Source organism: Paraburkholderia phymatum (assembly GCF_038900715.1).
GTDB lineage: Bacteria > Pseudomonadota > Gammaproteobacteria > Burkholderiales > Burkholderiaceae > Paraburkholderia > Paraburkholderia phymatum_A.
Window position 1 is genome coordinate 92239 of record NZ_JAYMRZ010000001.1, and the last position, 17256, is coordinate 109494.

Sequence of the window (17256 nt, forward strand, 5' to 3'; positions counted from 1 at the left end):
CTTTCACGCTATTCACGCGCGTCGCTTCGTTCGCGAAGTGATGCTGATGCCGCGCGGCGCGATGAACGGCTCCGCATCGTTGAACTGACTCAGCCGCGAGATATCGAAGCGTACTATTCCGACCGTCGTTGCCGTCCTTGCATTTTCCAGCGTTCCATTCATAGCCACCTTATGACTCTTTCCCTGCCATTGCGCTCGCCACTTCGCTGGCTTGCGGCGTGCGGCGTGTCGCTCGTCGTCGCGTCGAACGCCTTCGCTCATGCGACGCCGACGTCGCGCCAACCCGCGCCCAATGCCGCGATAGCAGCGCCTTCCGCAGTGACGATCCACTTCAGCGAGCCGCTCGAGCCGGCGTTCAGCAAGATCGCGCTCGTCGATGCGCATGGCAAGCCGGCGGCGTCCGCCGCTTCCGAAGTCGATGCAGCGGACACGCAGACCATGCGTCTCGCGTTGCAGCCGCTCGCGCCGGGGCGTTACACGGTGCAATGGACGGCCGTTGCCGAAGACGGACACCGCACCAAAGGCACCTACGCCTTCAGCGTCAAATGAGAGTCGACGGATTGTGGATCGGGCAGGTCGCGATGGCCGCGCTCATGAACGTCGCGTTTGCGTTTGCCGTCGGTTCGGCGTTGCTCGGCGCGTGGCTCGCGAACGATGCGCAGGCGAAGATCGCGCCCGCGCGCCCAGCGTGGTTGCGCGCGCAGCGGTCGATGCAGGCTGCCGCGATCGTGCTCGTGCTCGCCGATCTCGGCTGGCTGCTCTATCAGGCGGCGGAGATGGCGGGTGTCAGCCTGCCTGAGGCAATCGGCGTCGTGCCGACGATGCTGTCGCAGACGCATGTCGGTTTCGGCTGGAGCATCGCGTTCGTCGGCGCGCTCGTGCTGGTGCTCGTATCGTTCGCACGGCAGACCAACATGCTGCGCAATGCGCTGCTGTGGCTCGCCGTGATCGCGATTGCGGGCGGCAAGGCATCGCTCGGACATGCGGCGGATGCGGGTGTCGCATCTGCCGCGATCGGCACGCAAACGCTGCACGTGCTCACGACGTCCGTGTGGGGCGGCCTCGTGCTCGCAGCGGGGTTCTCGGTGCTGCCGGCGCTCGGCACGTCGATCGCGCGCGGCGTGATGATACGCACCGCGACGCAGTTGTCGAACGTATCGCTCGTCGCTGTCGTGTTCGTGGTGCTCTCGGGCGTGTTCAATGCAGTGCGCGGTGCGGGCGGATCATTCGACGCGATCACGGGAAGCACATGGGGTCACGTGCTCACGCTCAAGCTCGTGCTCGTTGCGCTCGCGCTAGTGATGGGCGGACTCAACCGTTTTGCCGCGCTGCCGAGACTGCGGCGCACCGCCGCGACGATGGATGCGCATACGTTCTCGAACGTGTTGTATCTCGAGGCGCTTGCGATGCTCGGCATCTTCGCCGCTGCGGCTATGTTGTCGCACAGCGTGCCGGGGTATGTCGCGTTGGGTTGAACGCTTGAACGCTTGAAGTGCTTGAAGCGCTTGAAGTGCTTGAAGTGCTTGAAGTGCATGAAGCGCTTGGGAGCGTTGTAGCACTTGAAGCGCGCCGGATCATCACGCACGAATGCGCCGCACGACCCGACGTGCGGCGCCGATGCAAGCCGATGCGCGGATCACTCGTAGCCCAGTTTGTGCCCGACGATAGGCGCACAAAAAAGTCCGATCGCGCAGCCCGCCGCCTTGCCTTCGAGCTCAGCCGCTGCCGCATGTGCGCTCGTCATGTGCATCAGCAGATCGAGGAGTTGCGGCACGCAATAAAGAAACGCCGCGGCGAGGAAACACCTTTCGATCGTCGCGATGCGCCAGCCGCGCTCGAACGCGATCGCCGCGCCGATCACGCGCAACACGCCGAACACCACCAGCGCGCCGACGGCCGCCTGTTCGCGGATCAGATAGTCAGGAAGAAATTCGCCCATTGCGTCCTCTGCTTGAACGGATGTTTTGCATCACGTTCAGCAAGGAGCGGGCCAGAGCTCGTGAAGTGTCGTCTTGCATCGCGAGGAGCCTTGTCCGTCAAGGGCCTTCGCGGCGGTTGCGACGCGTGTGAAAGACGGCAACGCGCTTTCCCGGTCAGTTATGTAACGTTACTGAAACGCCCTATGTGGCGACGCTTCACGTAACGCCGGCGACGAAACGAACGGTTGTCAAATGACAAGCGCCGCCCGAAGGCGGCGTCTGCTTGTTCATTCGCGATACGGCGCGAGCCTGCTCACCACTCGGCGACGCTGCCGTCCGCGTGACGCCAAACCGGATTGCGCCAGCGATGGCCGATCTTCGCCATGTCGCGCACCTTGTCCTCGTTCACTTCGATGCCGAGCCCCGGACCTTGCGGAATCGACACGAAGCCTTCGTCGTATTTGAAGACTTCAGGGTTCTTGATGTAGTCGAGCAGATCGTTGCCCTGGTTGTAGTGGATGCCGAGGCTCTGTTCCTGGATGAACGCGTTGTAGCTGACGGCGTCGATCTGCAGGCATGTCGCGAGCGCGATCGGTCCGAGCGGGCAGTGCAGCGCAAGCGCGACGTCGTAGGCCTCCGCCATCGATGCGATCTTGCGGCATTCCGTGATGCCGCCCGCGTGCGATGCGTCTGGCTGGATGATGTCGACGTAACCGCCCGCGAGAATGTGCTTGAAGTCCCAGCGCGAATACAGACGCTCGCCGAGTGCGATGGGCGTGCTCGTCTGGTTGACGATGTCGCGCAGCGCCTCGACGTTCTCCGACAGCACGGGCTCTTCGATGAACATCAGCTTGAACGGATCGAGTTCCTTCGCGAGCACCTTCGCCATCGGCTTGTGAACGCGGCCGTGGAAATCCACGCCGATGCCGACGTTCGGCCCGACGGCTTCGCGCACGGCCGCGACGTTGTTGATGACGCCTTGCACCTTGTCGAAAGTGTCGATGATCTGCAGCTCTTCCGAGCCGTTCATCTTCACGGCCTTGAAGCCGCGCTCGACGACGGCGCGCGCGTTGTTCGCGACGTCGCTTGGACGGTCGCCGCCGATCCACGAATACACCTTGATGCGGTCGCGCACCTGGCCGCCGAGCAGCGTGTGCACAGGCACGCCGTGAAATTTGCCCTTGATGTCCCACAGCGCCTGATCGACGCCCGCAATCGCGCTCATCGAAATCGGGCCGCCGCGATAGAAGCCCGCGCGGTACATGACCTGCCAGTGGTCCTCGATGTTGCGCGGGTCTTTGCCGATCAGATAGTCGGAAAGCTCGTCGACGGCGGCCGCGACGGTATGCGCGCGCCCTTCGACGACGGGCTCGCCCCAGCCGACAAGGCCTTCGTCCGTCTCGATCTTCACGAAACACCAGCGCGGAGGAACGATGAATGTTTCGATTCGGGTGATCTTCATGGGTGTCTCCTTTGCTGGCAAAGCCGGTTGCAGTTCATGAGCGCCTCGTTTCGCCGACGGATTGAGCGCGGCGCGGCAGTCGAGGAGCCACATGCTACAGCAAAATCGCTTTAAAGTAGTATTAATAGTATTATTTGACGCAAGGTTTTATCGGGCGAGACGGGATTCGCGTTGGGTTTCGCGCGCCCGATCGCCGATAATCGCGGGCGGTCCACGCCGCTTCCCCACGCGATGCCGCGTAACGGACCACCGACATTCCGCATCAGGAGAACCGACATTCAGCGAGATCTGCACGGCCGCGTCGCGTATTTGCTGGCGACGGCCATTCTGCGCGGCGACTATGCGCCGGAATCCATTCTGCCGCGCGAAGCGGACCTGATGGAGACGTTCGGCGTGAGCCGCACCGTGCTTCGCGAAGCGCTGCGCACGTTGACGTCGAAAGGGCTGATCGAGTCGAGGCCGCGCGTCGGTACGCGCGTGCGTCGGAAGACCGCGTGGAATCTGCTGGATGCGGATCTGCTCGACTGGTATTCGCGCGTCGCGCCCGCGATGGATTTCGCGCTGAAGCTGCAGGAAATGCGCGAGATGATCGAGCCCTACGCGGCCGCGCTCGCGGCGGCGTCGCACAGCGACGAATCGTTCGGTGCGCTCGATGCCGCGCATTCGGCGATGGCCGCGGCGCGCAACGTCGACGAATGGGTGCGCGCAGACCTGCAGTTCCATCTGAGCGTGCTCGCCGCATGCAGCAACGAATTGCTGATACCGCTCGGCACGCTGATCGAGCGCACGCTCGAAGCGCAGTTGCGTCTGAACGCGAAACGCGCCGACGTGTTCAATGCGTCGCTCGCCGAGCATACGGCCGTGTTCGAAGCGATCCGCGACCGGGATGCGCCGCGCGCGCGTCACGCGATGGCGTCGCTGCTCGGCGTCACGCGAGGGCGGATCGAAGGCTGACGCGGGTGAGGGCTCACGTCGTGCGTCGCCTCAATCCATGGCCGCATGCGCGGCAGATTCGCTGCCTGCTCCCCGCGACGGGCGAATCAGCAGCACGAGGGGAATGACGGCCAGCGTCGCGACGAACATCAGCTTGAAGTCGTTCAGATACGCGATCATCGCGGCCTGCTGCGTGATCGATGCGTCGAGCACGGCGACGTCGACGCGCGAACCCGTCGCGAGTATCGGCTGGGCGATCGGGTTGAACATGTTCACGTTCGCTGCGAGGTCCGAGTGCGCGACCTGCGTGTTGCGCGTGAGCAGCGTCTGCACGATCGAGATGCCGATACTGCTGCCGATGTTGCGCATCAGGCTATAGGTCGCGGTGCCGTCGGCGCGCAGCGCGGGCGTGAGCGTCGAGAAAGTGAGCGCGCTCAGCGGCACGAACACGAGCCCGAGGCCGAAGCCCTGGATCACGCCAGGCCAGACGATGTCCGATGCCGACAGCACGATCGTGTAATGCATCATCTGCCAGAGCGCGAATGCCGATACGACGAAGCCGGTGAGAAGCATCGCGCGCGCGTCGATGTGCTTGAGCAGCCGCCCTGCGAGCAGCATCGCGAGCATCGTGCCGGCGCCGCTCGGCGCGGTGACGAGGCCCGTCGTCGCGACGGGATAGTTCATCAGGTTTTGCAGCATCGGCGGCAGCAGTGCGCGCGTCGCATACATCACCGCGCCGATGATGAAGATGAAGAACGTGCCCGTCGCGAAGTTGCGGTCCTTCAGCAACTCGTACTTGAAGAACGACGACTTGCCGACGGTCGCCGTATGCGCAATGAAGAACGCGAAGCTGATCGACGCGATCAGCGCTTCGACGACGATTTCATGCGAGCCGAACCAGTCGAGCTGCTCGCCGCGATCGAGCATCGCCTGTAGCGCGCCGATAGCGAGGCCGAGTGTCGCGAAACCGAAGGCGTCGAACTTCGCGTCGTGTTTCGGTTCGCGCGACGGCAGAAACGTCAGCACGCCAAAGAGCGCGAACGCGCCGATCGGCAGATTGATGAAGAAGACCCAGCGCCAGTTGTAGCTATCGGTGAGCCAGCCGCCGAGCGTCGGGCCGAGAATCGGGCCGACCATCACGCCCATGCCCCAGACGGCCATCGCCTGGCCTTGCTTCTCGCGCGGGTTGATGTCGAGCAGGATCGACTGCGACAGCGGCACGAGCGATGCGCCGAAGATACCCTGCAAGAGACGCGACGCGACGATCTGCGTCAACGTCTCGGACAGCCCGCACAGCGCCGACGCGACCGTGAACCCGCCGATCGCGAACATCAGCAGCCGCTTGACGCTCAGCCGGTCGGACAGCCAGCCGGTGAGCGGCGTCGCGATCGCGGCCGCGACGATGTACGACGTGAGCACCCACGTGATCTCATCCTGCGACGCCGACAGACTGCCCTGCATGTGCGGCAGCGCGACATTGGCGATGGTGCTGTCGAGCGTCTGCATCAGCGTCGCGAGCATGATCGCGATCGTGATCATCGGACGGTTGAGTGCGACGGCGGGCTTTGCTGCCGGCGAATCGGGGGCCATGAAGCGATAATTTTGAGATAGTAAGCATGCTTATTGTATAGGCGGCCGCTTTTTATGGAAACGCTGAATTTCCCGGATACGGCTTTTCGCGGGATGTTTCGGGCCGACGAAGCGGAGCCTCTTCGTATAATCGCGCGATGAAAACCCATTTCGACGAGCGCTTCGGCTTTCTCATTTCCGATGTCGGCAGGCTGGTCGGCAAGCGGTTCGACGACCTCGCGCGGCTGTCGATCGACTTGACGCGCGCGCAATGTCGCGCGCTCGCGTATCTGTCGCATTACGGCGATATCAATCAGGCACGGCTCGCGGATCTGCTGGAGGTCGCACCCATTTCGGCTGGGCGGCTGCTCGACAGGATGGAAGAGGGCGGATGGATCGAGCGCATCGGCAATCCGCGTGATCGACGCGAAAAGCAGATTCGATTGACGGAGAAGGCCGAGCAGACGCTGGACGATGCGAAGAGAGTCGGCGATCAGATTGCGGCGGAGGGTCTGAGCGGCTTGACCGACGAGGAAGCGAAGCAACTCATCGCGCTGCTGCAGAAAGTGCGGGGGAATCTGACGAGGATCGTCGAGCGGTGAGGGCGCGCGCAGCGCTGTTGGTTGCGCGGCCATCGATCTTTAAATCGGCGTGCTGGAAATGAAAAAAGCCGCTGTTTCGTGAGAAACAGCGGCTTCTTGCATTTGGTGGCGAATCAGGGACTCGAACCCCGGACCTGCGGATTATGATTCCGTCGCTCTAACCGACTGAGCTAATTCGCCGAAAGAAGCGAAATTATGAAGATGCCGACAGAGGCTGTCAACCCCCGCCGGCATCTTTTTACGGCCCCTCGTCTACGCGGCGCTCAATCCTGCGCGTAGATGTTGGAGTCCTTGGTCTCCCGCACGAAAAGCAGGCCGATCACGAAGGTGCCCAGCGCGATCACGATTGGATACCACAGCCCGGAGTAGATGTTGCCGTTGGCCGCAACGATTGCGAACGCGGTCGCCGGCAGGAAGCCGCCGAACCAGCCATTGCCGATGTGATATGGCAGCGACATCGACGTATAGCGGATGCGTGTCGGGAACATCTCGACCAGCATCGCCGCGATCGGCCCATACACCATCGTCACGTAGATCACGAGGATCGTCAGGATCACGACCGTCATCGGCCAGTTGAGCTGCGACGGGTCGGCCTTCGGCGGATAGCCGGCAGTCTTCAGCGCGGTACTCAAGGTCTTGTCGAACGTCGCGCCCGCTTCCTTGGCGCCCGCCGCCTTGCCGTCATATGTGTCGATCGTCGTGTCGCCGACCTTGATCTGCGCAAGCGTGCCCGCCGGTGCCGCCACGTTGTCGTAGTTCAAGCCGGCCTTCGACAGTGCGCTCTTCGCGATATCGCAGGATGTCGTGAACTTGGCCGTGCCGACCGGATTGAACTGGAACGAGCACTCGTCCGGATTCGCGATCACGACGATGGGCGCCTTTTGCGTCGCGGCTTCGAGAGCCGGGTTCGCGTAGTGCGTCAGCGCCTTGAACAGCGGGAAGTACGTCAGCGCGGCGATCAGGCAGCCCGCCATGATGATCGGCTTACGGCCGATGCGGTCAGACAGCGAACCGAAGAACAGGAAGAACGGCGTGCCGATCAGCAGTGCGATCGCGATCAGAATATTCGCGCTCGCGCCATCGACCTTCAGCGTTTGCGTCAGGAAGAAGAGCGCATAGAACTGACCCGTGTACCAGACAACAGCCTGGCCGGCCGTTACGCCGATCAGAGCCAGGATCACGATCTTCAGATTCTTCCACTGGCCGAACGCTTCCGAGAGCGGCGCCTTCGAGGTCTTGCCTTCGGCCTTGATGCGCTCGAATGCCGGCGACTCCCGCAGTTGCAGACGGATCCACACCGAGACGGCCAGCAGGAACAGCGATGCAATGAACGGAATGCGCCAGCCCCAGCTGCCGAACGCTTCTTCGCCCATCGACGTGCGCACGCCGAGAATCACGAGCAGCGACAGGAACAGGCCGAGCGTCGCCGTCGTCTGAATCCACGCGGTGTAGAAGCCGCGCCGGTTGGCGGGCGCGTGTTCCGCGACATACGTTGCGGCGCCGCCGTACTCGCCGCCGAGCGCGAGGCCTTGCAGCAGACGCATCGCGATGAAGATCACCGGTGATGCAAAGCCGATCGCCGCATAGCCAGGCAGGAAACCGACCACGCAGGTCGACAGACCCATGATGACGATCGTGATCAGGAACGTGTACTTGCGGCCGACCATGTCGCCGAGCCGCCCGAACACCAGTGCGCCGAACGGGCGCACCGCGAAACCGGCCGCGAAGCCGAGGAGGGTAAAGATGAAGGCGGCCGTCGGATTGACGCCTGAGAAGAAGCTCTTGCTGATGTAGGCCGCGAGAGAGCCGGCCAGGTAAAAGTCGTACCACTCGAAAACCGTGCCCAACGACGACGCGAAAATCACCCGTTTTTCGTCTTTCGTCATCGGCGCGTGCGAGATTTGCCCGCTTACGGTAGCCATATGTCGTCTCCAGTATTGATATAAGTCGCGGTTCGCCCGGACAGGCGTTGCCGTGTAGCGATTATTGGAGCGGAAACTTACGGCGTTCTGACTCGCGATGCATGTGTTTAAGAGCGCGCGAATTCGACTGACGTCGGCTAATTGCATGCAACTTCGTCAATTCATCCGCTAACAGCTTGAAAACGCTCCGCATGCGATTGCTGACTGAAACGAACTAAACTGACGGGTTAGGGTAAGTCCCGTGCACGATCCAACATCCGCAGGCTGACACGGACGAGCGTCCCGGCAAGGCGCGGCGACGTCTGATACACGTTGTCTTCGATGCTGAGCTTGCCGCCGTGCATCGTCGCGATTTCGCGGACGATCGCGAGACCGAGGCCGCTGCCGTCTCCTTCGCGTCCGAGAATCCGATAGAAGCGCTCGAGCACGCGCTCGCGCTCAGCGGGAGGAATGCCCATGCCCGTGTCTTCGACTTCCAGATAGGCCATCCCCGCGACATCGTCGCGCCGCACCCGCACGGTGATGCGTCCGCCTGTGGGCGTGTAGCGGATCGCGTTGTCGATCAGATTGGACAGCATCTCGCGCAGCATGACCGGGTTGCCTTCCACCTCGATCGCTTCTTCGGGCGTTTCCGGTCCTTCGTAGCCGAGATCCATCTGCTTCGCGAGCGCCGCCTGGACCCAGTCACGCACGGCGCTGCGAGCGACGTCGCCGATTTCGACGGGCGTGAAGATCTGCCCGGACATGCGGTTCTCCGCGCGCGCCAACGCGAGCAGCTGCGTGACGAGCCGCGCGGCGTGCTCGGAACTGGTTGCGATCTGTTCGAGCGACCGATGCACTTCCGCCGACGCATCCTGCCGCAGCGCCAGTTCCGCCTGAGTGCGCAAGCCGGCGAGCGGCGTCTTCATTTGATGCGCGGCGTCGGCGATGAAGCGCTTTTGCAGCTCCATGTTCTGTTCGAGGCGCGTCAGCAGGTCGTTGAATGACGTGACGAGCGGTTCGATTTCGGGCGGCGCGCGGCGCGCTTCGAGCGGCGACAGATCGTCGGGGCGGCGCGCGCGGATATGCGCCTGCAGCGCATGCAGCGGCGCGAGGCCGCGCGACAGCCCGAACCATACGAGCAAAATCGCGAGCGGCAGGATCACGAACTGCGGCAGGATCACGCCTTTGATGATGTCGTTGGCGAGCGCGCTGCGCTTGTCGAGCGTCTCGGCCACCTGCACGAGCACGGGCTGCGCGCCGGGCGTCTGCGGAAACTCGACGGTCGTATAGGCCACGCGGATATCGTTGCCGCGCAGCAGGTCGTCGCGAAACTCGACGATGCCCGGCTGCGGCCGGTCCTCTTCACGCGGAAGCGGCATGTCGCGATCGCCGCCGACCAGTTCACCGCGCGTGCCTAGCACCTGATAGAACACGCTGTCGATGTTGTCGGCGCGCAGGAAATCGCGCGTCGACTCGGGCAGTGTCAGTTCCGCGACGCCGTTGACGGGATGAATCTGTCGCGCGAGCACGTACGCGTCGGTTTCCAGCGCGCGGTCGAACGGCCCGTTCGCAATCGACTTCGCGACCAGATACGTGACGGCAAGACTCATCGGCCACAGCAGCAGCAGGGGCGCGAGCATCCAGTCGAGGATTTCGCCGAACAGCGAGCGCGGACGCGTCTCCGCCGCCGCTTCGGTTTCGTCGGGCGGCGCGAACGGATTCGCGTAACGGGCGTCGCGGACTTCGTCGATATCCGCCGCGTGCGCCGTGGCGCGTGGTGCGCGGACGGACATGGAGCGCCTTTACTTGAAATGGTGGCTGGCAGGCATCGCCGCCGACGCGGTCGCCTCGGATTGCTGCGGCGCCTGCGTCTGCGGCGATGCCAGCTCGCCAGCCGTTTGCGGTTGCGTTTGCGTAGGAGGTGACGGCGCGGCCTTCTCGAGACAATAGCCAAGCCCGCGCACGGTGATGATGCGTACGCCGCTCGGTTCGATCTTCTTGCGCAGCCGGTGCACGTACACCTCGATCGCGTTGTTGCTGACTTCCTCGCCCCATTCGCACAGGTGATCGACGAGCTGTTCCTTCGATACCAGCCGCCCGATCCGCTGCAACAGGACTTCGAGCAATCCTAGCTCACGCGCGGAGAGATCGATAACCTGCTCGTTGGCATAGGCAATTCGACCGACCTGATCGAACGACAGCGATCCGTGCCTGACGACGGTCGGTCCGCCGCCCGCGCCGCGCCGGGTCAGCGCGCGCACGCGTGCTTCGAGTTCGTTGAGCGCGAAGGGCTTCGCCATATAGTCGTCGGCGCCGAGGTCGAGTCCCTTGACGCGCTCGTCGACGCTGTCCGCCGCCGTCAGGATCAGCACGGGCAGGTTCGAATTGCGCGCGCGCAGGCGCCGCAGCACTTCTAGACCGGACATTTTCGGCAGTCCGAGATCGAGAATCAGGAGGTCGAAAGTCTGCATCGACAGCGCGGTATCCGCTTCCGCGCCCGTCTTCACATGGTCGACGGCGTATGCCGATTGGCGGAGTGATCGGACGAGACCGTCCGCGAGTATGCTGTCGTCTTCGGCAATGAGAATTCGCATGATGCGCCCTGCCCGGCCGGCACCGGGGCGCTCCGGCGCACAGCGTCTCCGAAAATTTTTTGTGGGGTAGCGAGTGTGGCCCGCTTGGCACATGTGGACGTCCGCATGTGATTCGGGCTTGCCAAAACTACTGTTTTTTTATACAGTGTCTGCGTTTAGCGTGCTGGCTGTTCATACCGTGTACAAAGCGGTGTCGAATCAGCTGGTGCACCTGCCTCAGACGCCGTTCATCATAGCAAAGGACGATTCATGGAAGAAAGCAAGAAAGGCTCGGCTGGACTGACTGCGGAAAAGAGCAAGGCCCTCGCTGCCGCGCTTGCGCAGATTGAAAAGCAGTTCGGCAAGGGGTCGGTCATGCGGCTCGGCCAAGGTGAGGCAGTCGAAGATATTCAGGTGGTCTCGACGGGATCGCTGGGCCTCGACATCGCGCTGGGCGTCGGCGGTCTGCCGCGCGGCCGTGTGGTGGAAATCTACGGGCCGGAGTCGTCGGGCAAGACCACGCTGACGCTGCAGGTCGTCGCCGAAATGCAAAAGCTCGGCGGCACGGCGGCGTTCATCGACGCGGAGCACGCGCTCGACATCCAGTACGCGCAAAAGCTCGGCGTGAACGTGAGCGATCTGCTGGTCTCGCAGCCGGACACGGGCGAACAGGCGCTCGAAATCGCGGACGCACTCGTCCGTTCGGGTTCGATCGACATGATCGTGATCGACTCGGTTGCGGCGCTCGTGCCGAAGGCTGAAATCGAAGGCGAAATGGGCGATTCACTGCCCGGCCTGCAGGCGCGTCTGATGTCGCAGGCGCTGCGCAAGCTGACGGGCACGATCAAGCGCACGAACTGCCTCGTCATCTTCATCAACCAGATCCGCATGAAGATCGGCGTGATGTTCGGCAACCCGGAAACGACGACAGGCGGCAATGCGCTGAAGTTCTACGCGTCGGTGCGTCTGGACATTCGCCGTATCGGTTCGATCAAGAAGAACGACGAAGTGATCGGCAATGAAACGCGTGTGAAGGTCGTGAAGAACAAGGTGTCGCCACCGTTCCGCGAAGCGATCTTCGACATCCTGTATGGCGAAGGCATCTCGCGTCAGGGCGAAATCATCGATCTCGGCGTGCAGGCGAAGATCGTCGACAAGGCCGGTGCCTGGTACAGCTATAACGGCGAGCGTATTGGCCAGGGCAAGGACAACGCGCGTGAATTCCTGCGTGAGAATCCCGATATCGCGCGCGAGATCGAAAATCGTATCCGCGAGTCGCTCGGCGTGAACGCAATGCCGACGGACGCCGCAGTCGGTGCAGACGCGGAAGTCGCGGGCGAAGAAGAATAATCGTCGCGTGATACGCAAGGGCCGCCCCGTTTCTTCGCGCCCTGCTTCCACCACGGACGCAGGACACGATGGGGGCGGCCCGCGTGACGACGAGGCATTCGAATCGTCGCCACGCTCATCTCTATCATCTTCAGCTTCATCTACGTCTGTGGCCTCGTCGCGTACACACGAGTCGTCATCGGACGATTCTGATCCTTTCGAATCGTTCGATGCCCACGATCGTGCCGCGGGGCTCGGTCCGTCTTCCCGTCCGTCTCCTTTCAACCGTTCAGGCGACGGCGGCGGCGAGACCACCTACACCCGATCACGTCGCCAGCCTGGCGAGCCCAAATCTGCCGATACGGCAAGCCGCGCATCACAACGTCCCGCGCGTTCGCTCAAAGGCCGCGCGCTCGGCTACCTTTCGCGCCGCGAATACAGTCGCGCGGAGTTGTCGCGCAAACTCACGCCCTACGCGGAGGAGGGCGAATCCATCGACGAACTTCTGGATTCGCTCGAACGCGAAGGCTGGCTATCCGATTCGCGTTTCGCGGAAAGCCTGATCAACCGGCGCGCGTCGCGCATGGGCGCGAGCCGCATTGTCGGCGAACTCAAGCGCCATTCGGTCGGGCAGGCGCTGGTCGAAGAAGTCGGTGCGCAATTGCGCGAAACGGAACTGGCGCGCGCTCAAGCCGTGTGGCGCAAGAAATTCGGCCAACTCCCCGAGACGCCCAACGAGCGCGCGAAGCAGGCGCGCTTCCTTGCTGCGCGTGGCTTTTCGCAGGCGATCATCGGGAAGATTCTCAAGGGTATCGACGAAGACTGGGCGTCGGAATAGGGCGAATGGGGCGAATGAATCGGGCGCCCCACGGCCCCACAACAGCCGCGCCGAATGAACGCTCGTGAGACCCGTGCCGCAACTACGCGCAAGGCCCGTCGGGACAAGCCCCGGCGGGCTTCGGCCAGTCTCAAATACCCAGTATGCTAAAATTCAACGGTTCTTCAATCCGGCCTTTTTTCTCGCATGCCGCTCTCTCCGCCAGTGTCCCGACAATTGCGCCATCGCCGCGCAATCCGAGTGGACGCGTACGAGCGTGAAGATGGCCTGTGGGATATCGAGGCGTGCCTCACCGACGAAAAGCCACGTGACGTGGCGCTTGCGTCGGGTGTCCGGCCGAACGGCCTGCCGATCCATGAACTCTGGCTCCGCATCACGATCGATCGCAAGCTCAATGTCGTCGACGCCGAAGCGTCGTCCGACTGGGTGCCGTATCCCGGTGTGTGTGAAGCCTCCAATCCCGCCTATCGCGCCCTCATCGGGCTCAATCTGTTCCGCAACTTTCGCCGTGATGCCGTCCGCTTGTTGGCCGGCACGGCTGGCTGCACGCATCTCACCGAGTTGTGCGCAGTCCTGCCGACGGCAGCCATCCAGGCATTCGCCGGCGACGTGTGGAACACCGCGAGGGGAAAACCGGGAGACGGGCAGCAAGCAGGTTCGCAAAACGGATCGGGAGACGGTTCGAGCCAGCACGCACACGGCAGCAACGGACAGGACGCACAAAACAACGCTTCGAACGAGCACGCGAGCGGTCAGGCAAGCGAGCAATCAAACGACAAACCGCCATTCCAGTTGGGCCGCTGCCATGCGCTGCGATTCGACGGCGAGGCGGTGCGCCAGTTTTATCCGCGCTGGTATGGCCACGCGCCGCGTTCAGCGGATCGCGCGGACGCCGCGCCCGACGGACAGACCGTGAAGACGGCCCGTCCCGAGTAAGCGGCCCAGGCGGAAGCGAAGTTCAATCCAACTCTCAGACTGAAGGGAATCACGCATGAAGATTCACGAGTACCAGGGTAAGGAAATCCTGCGGAAATTCGGAGTCGCGGTACCGCGCGGCAAGCCGGTCTTCTCGGTGGACGATGCGGTCAAGGCCGCTGAAGAGCTGGGCGGCCCGGTGTGGGTCGTGAAGGCTCAGATCCACGCGGGTGGCCGTGGCAAGGGTGGCGGCGTGAAGGTCGCGAAATCGCTCGAGCAGGTCCGCGAATACGCGAACCAGATTCTCGGCATGCAACTGGTCACGCACCAGACGGGCCCGGAAGGCCAGAAGGTGAATCGTCTGCTGATCGAAGAAGGCGCTGACATCAAGAAGGAACTGTATGTCGGTCTCGTGATCGATCGCGTGTCGCAGAAGGTCGTCGTGATGGCCTCGAGCGAAGGCGGCATGGACATCGAAGAAGTCGCCGCGAAGACGCCGGACGCGATCCACAAGGTTGCCGTCGATCCGTCGAAGGGTCTGCTCGACGCGGAAGCCGACGATCTGGCGAAGAAGATCGGCGTGCCCGACGCTTCGATCCCGCAAGCTCGCACGATCCTGCAAGGCCTGTACAAGGCAACGTGGGAAACGGACGCATCGCTGGCCGAAATCAACCCGCTGATCCTGACGGGCGACGGCAAGGTGATCGCGCTGGACGCCAAGTTCAACTTCGACTCGAACGCACTGTTCCGTCATCCGGAAATCGTCGCTTACCGCGATCTGGACGAAGAAGATCCCGCTGAAGTCGAAGCATCGAAGTTCGACCTCGCGTACATCTCGCTCGACGGCAACATCGGCTGTCTCGTGAACGGCGCGGGCCTCGCCATGGCAACCATGGACACGATCAAGCTGTTCGGCGGCGAGCCGGCGAACTTCCTCGACGTCGGCGGCGGCGCGACGACGGAGAAGGTCACGGAAGCCTTCAAGCTGATGCTGAAGAACCCGAACCTGACGGCGATTCTCGTCAACATCTTCGGCGGCATCATGCGCTGCGACGTGATCGCGGAAGGCGTGATCGCGGCTTCGAAGGCGGTCGATCTGCAAGTGCCGCTCGTCGTGCGCATGAAGGGCACGAACGAAGACCTCGGCAAGAAGATGCTGGCTGACTCCGGCCTGCCGATCATCTCGGCGGACAGCATGGAAGAAGCCGCGCAGAAGGTCGTCGCGGCTGCCGCAGGCAAGGCCTGATCGCCCCGGCGCTTATCACGGGATTACGAATGGCGGCGTGCGAGCGGCGCGGGTAGAGAGTTGCCGCAAGACGCTAAAGCGCATGTCGCCAAACGAACAGAGGTCAATACATGTCGATTCTGATCAACAAAGACACCAAGGTCATCACGCAGGGCATCACCGGCAAGACCGGTCAGTTCCACACGCGCGCATGCCGTGAATACGCAAACGGCCGCGAAGCGTTCGTCGCGGGCGTGAACCCGAAAAAGGCTGGCGAAGACTTCGAAGGCATTCCGATCTACGCGAGCGTCAAGGAAGCGAAGGCAGAAACGGGCGCGACCGTCTCGGTCATCTACGTGCCGCCCGCAGGCGCGGCTGCTGCAATCTGGGAAGCCGTCGAAGCCGATCTCGATCTCGCGATCTGCATCACGGAAGGCATCCCCGTTCGCGACATGATCGAAGTGAAGGACCGCATGCGCCGCGAAGGCCGCAAGACGCTGCTGCTCGGACCGAACTGCCCGGGCACGATCACGCCGGACGAACTGAAGATCGGCATCATGCCGGGCCACATCCACAAGAAAGGCCGCATTGGCGTCGTGTCGCGTTCGGGCACGCTGACGTACGAAGCAGTCGGCCAATTGACGGCGCTCGGCCTCGGCCAGTCGTCGGCAGTCGGTATCGGCGGCGACCCGATCAACGGTCTGAAGCACATCGACGTGATGAAGATGTTCAACGACGATCCGGATACGGACGCCGTCATCATGATCGGTGAAATCGGCGGCCCGGACGAAGCGAACGCGGCGTACTGGATCAAGGACAACATGAAGAAGCCGGTGGTCGGCTTCATCGCCGGCGTCACGGCGCCTCCGGGCAAGCGCATGGGCCACGCCGGCGCGCTGATCTCGGGCGGTGCGGATACGGCTGACGCGAAGCTGGAAATCATGGACGCCTGCGGCATCAAGGTCACGAAGAACCCGTCGGAAATGGCTCGCCTGCTGAAGTCGATCCTGTAAGACGTGGGGCGATAGCGCCGGAAACGCCGGCTGGTTGCGGCGTTTTTTGGTACTCTTACGAAATTCTTTCGTAAGACGCAGTTCAAAGCGAGGGAGCGAGCAATTGCTCCCTCGCTTTTTTGTTGCCTGTCGCTTTCGCCACCTTTTATTCTGCTTTCCATGCTCGAGTTCCTCGCCACGCTCCATTGGGGCGCCGTTTTTCAGATCATCGTCATCGACATCCTGCTGGGTGGCGATAACGCGGTCGTGATCGCGCTCGCCTGCCGCAATCTGCCGGCGGCGCAGCGCACGAAGGGCGTGCTGTGGGGCACGCTGGGCGCGATCGTGCTGCGCGTGGTGCTGATTGCGTTTGCCGTCGCCCTGCTCGACGTGCCGCTGCTCAAGTTCGCGGGCGGCCTGTTGCTGCTGTGGATCGGCGTGCGCCTGCTCGCGCCCGCACCCGACGCCCACGCGAACGTCAAACCCGCCGACAAGCTGATCACGGCGATCAAGACGATCATCATCGCCGATGCCGTGATGAGCCTCGACAACGTGATCGCGATCGCAGGCGCCGCCGAGGCAGCCGAGCCCGATCACCGCATTGCCCTCGTCGTGTTCGGGCTGTTCGTCAGCATTCCGCTGATCGTGTGGGGCAGCCAGCTCGTTCTGAAACTGCTGGACCGCTACCCGGTCGTCGTCACGGTCGGCGGCGCGCTGCTCGGCTGGATCGCGGGCGGCCTCATCGTCAACGACCCGGCCGGCGACCGCTGGCCGATCCTCGACACACCCATCGCCGAATACGGCATGCGCATCGCCTGCGCGCTGTTCGTCGTGATAGCCGGCTACGCGCTGAAGCGGCGAAACGCGGCGCGCATCACGGGCGCGCCGCCCGGCACGCATTGATGCCATTCACTCTACCGATGCATTCGCTCGCGCACCATTAGCCATTCGGCCGACTGCCGGCGCCATTCACGGCTCGCTACGATCGAAGCGCC

Annotated in this window: 16 protein-coding genes and 1 tRNA gene; 10 read left to right on the top strand and 7 right to left on the bottom strand. The window is 63.1% G+C overall.

Going from position 1 to position 17256, the window contains the following annotated elements:
- The first annotated feature begins 171 nt into the window (after positions 1-171).
- Both copC and VSR68_RS00390 read left to right on the top strand, forming a co-directional pair.
- The gene (copC, locus tag VSR68_RS00385; RefSeq protein ID WP_342937926.1) at positions 172-549 is read left to right on the top strand and encodes a copper homeostasis periplasmic binding protein CopC; all 378 of its coding nucleotides are present in this window, start codon (positions 172-174) and stop codon (positions 547-549) included.
- A complete protein-coding gene (locus VSR68_RS00390) occupies positions 546-1475 on the top strand; it encodes a CopD family protein (protein WP_342937927.1) in 930 nt (309 codons plus the stop codon). The genes copC and VSR68_RS00390 overlap by 4 nt, the downstream gene beginning before the upstream one ends.
- Positions 1476-1636: 161 nt before the next feature.
- Here the strand turns inward: VSR68_RS00390 and VSR68_RS00395 are convergent, their stop codons facing one another.
- Both VSR68_RS00395 and dgoD read right to left on the bottom strand, forming a co-directional pair.
- Complete coding sequence (locus VSR68_RS00395; protein ID WP_342937928.1) at positions 1637-1939, bottom strand: hypothetical protein; 303 nt, start codon at positions 1937-1939, stop codon at positions 1637-1639.
- Between the two features lie 293 nt (positions 1940-2232).
- Positions 2233-3381 (bottom strand): galactonate dehydratase, encoded by a 1149-nt coding sequence (gene dgoD, locus VSR68_RS00400; protein ID WP_342937929.1) that lies wholly within the window; start codon positions 3379-3381, stop codon positions 2233-2235.
- 231 nt (positions 3382-3612) lie between these two features.
- Between dgoD and VSR68_RS00405 the strand changes: the two genes are divergently transcribed.
- Complete coding sequence (locus VSR68_RS00405) at positions 3613-4335, top strand: FadR/GntR family transcriptional regulator (protein WP_342938416.1); 723 nt, start codon at positions 3613-3615, stop codon at positions 4333-4335.
- 30 nt (positions 4336-4365) lie between these two features.
- Here VSR68_RS00405 and VSR68_RS00410 read toward each other — a convergent pair whose 3' ends face one another.
- Positions 4366-5904, bottom strand: coding sequence for a DHA2 family efflux MFS transporter permease subunit (locus tag VSR68_RS00410; protein WP_342937930.1), 1539 nt, complete (start codon positions 5902-5904; stop codon positions 4366-4368).
- A 137-nt stretch (positions 5905-6041) separates the two neighbouring features.
- On the opposite strand from VSR68_RS00410, the gene VSR68_RS00415 reads away from it, so the two are divergent.
- Positions 6042-6485, top strand: a complete 444-nt coding sequence (locus VSR68_RS00415; RefSeq protein ID WP_342937931.1) for a MarR family transcriptional regulator — start codon at positions 6042-6044, stop codon at positions 6483-6485.
- A 103-nt stretch (positions 6486-6588) separates the two neighbouring features.
- On the opposite strand, the gene VSR68_RS00420 is transcribed toward VSR68_RS00415, so the two are convergent.
- The 4 genes from VSR68_RS00420 to VSR68_RS00435 form a co-directional block, all read right to left on the bottom strand.
- Positions 6589-6665: transfer RNA gene (locus VSR68_RS00420), tRNA-Met, on the bottom strand.
- Between the two features lie 83 nt (positions 6666-6748).
- Positions 6749-8407 (bottom strand): MFS transporter, encoded by a 1659-nt coding sequence (locus tag VSR68_RS00425; protein WP_342937932.1) that lies wholly within the window; start codon positions 8405-8407, stop codon positions 6749-6751.
- 227 nt (positions 8408-8634) lie between these two features.
- Positions 8635-10182, bottom strand: coding sequence for a sensor histidine kinase (locus tag VSR68_RS00430; protein WP_342937933.1), 1548 nt, complete (start codon positions 10180-10182; stop codon positions 8635-8637).
- A 9-nt stretch (positions 10183-10191) separates the two neighbouring features.
- Complete coding sequence (locus tag VSR68_RS00435) at positions 10192-10983, bottom strand: response regulator transcription factor (protein ID WP_342937934.1); 792 nt, start codon at positions 10981-10983, stop codon at positions 10192-10194.
- 249 nt (positions 10984-11232) lie between these two features.
- Here VSR68_RS00435 and recA point away from each other — a divergent pair, with 249 nt between their 5' ends.
- The 6 genes from recA (at position 11233) to VSR68_RS00465 (ending at position 17164) form a co-directional block, all read left to right on the top strand.
- A complete protein-coding gene (gene recA, locus VSR68_RS00440; protein WP_342932486.1) occupies positions 11233-12312 on the top strand; it encodes a recombinase RecA in 1080 nt (359 codons plus the stop codon).
- Positions 12313-12319: 7 nt separating this feature from the next.
- On the top strand, positions 12320-13129 hold the full coding sequence (gene recX / locus VSR68_RS00445; protein WP_342937935.1) for a recombination regulator RecX: 810 nt from the start codon (positions 12320-12322) through the stop codon (positions 13127-13129).
- Positions 13130-13315: 186 nt separating this feature from the next.
- A complete protein-coding gene (locus tag VSR68_RS00450) occupies positions 13316-14065 on the top strand; it encodes a DUF2889 domain-containing protein (RefSeq protein ID WP_342937936.1) in 750 nt (249 codons plus the stop codon).
- A gap of 55 nt (positions 14066-14120) precedes the next feature.
- On the top strand, positions 14121-15290 hold the full coding sequence (gene sucC, locus VSR68_RS00455; RefSeq protein ID WP_342937937.1) for an ADP-forming succinate--CoA ligase subunit beta: 1170 nt from the start codon (positions 14121-14123) through the stop codon (positions 15288-15290).
- 110 nt (positions 15291-15400) lie between these two features.
- Entirely contained in the window at positions 15401-16282 is an 882-nt protein-coding gene (sucD, locus tag VSR68_RS00460) for a succinate--CoA ligase subunit alpha (RefSeq protein WP_152755494.1), read from the top strand.
- A 159-nt stretch (positions 16283-16441) separates the two neighbouring features.
- Positions 16442-17164 (top strand): TerC family protein, encoded by a 723-nt coding sequence (locus tag VSR68_RS00465; RefSeq protein ID WP_342937938.1) that lies wholly within the window; start codon positions 16442-16444, stop codon positions 17162-17164.
- The last annotated feature ends 92 nt before the right edge of the window (positions 17165-17256 follow it).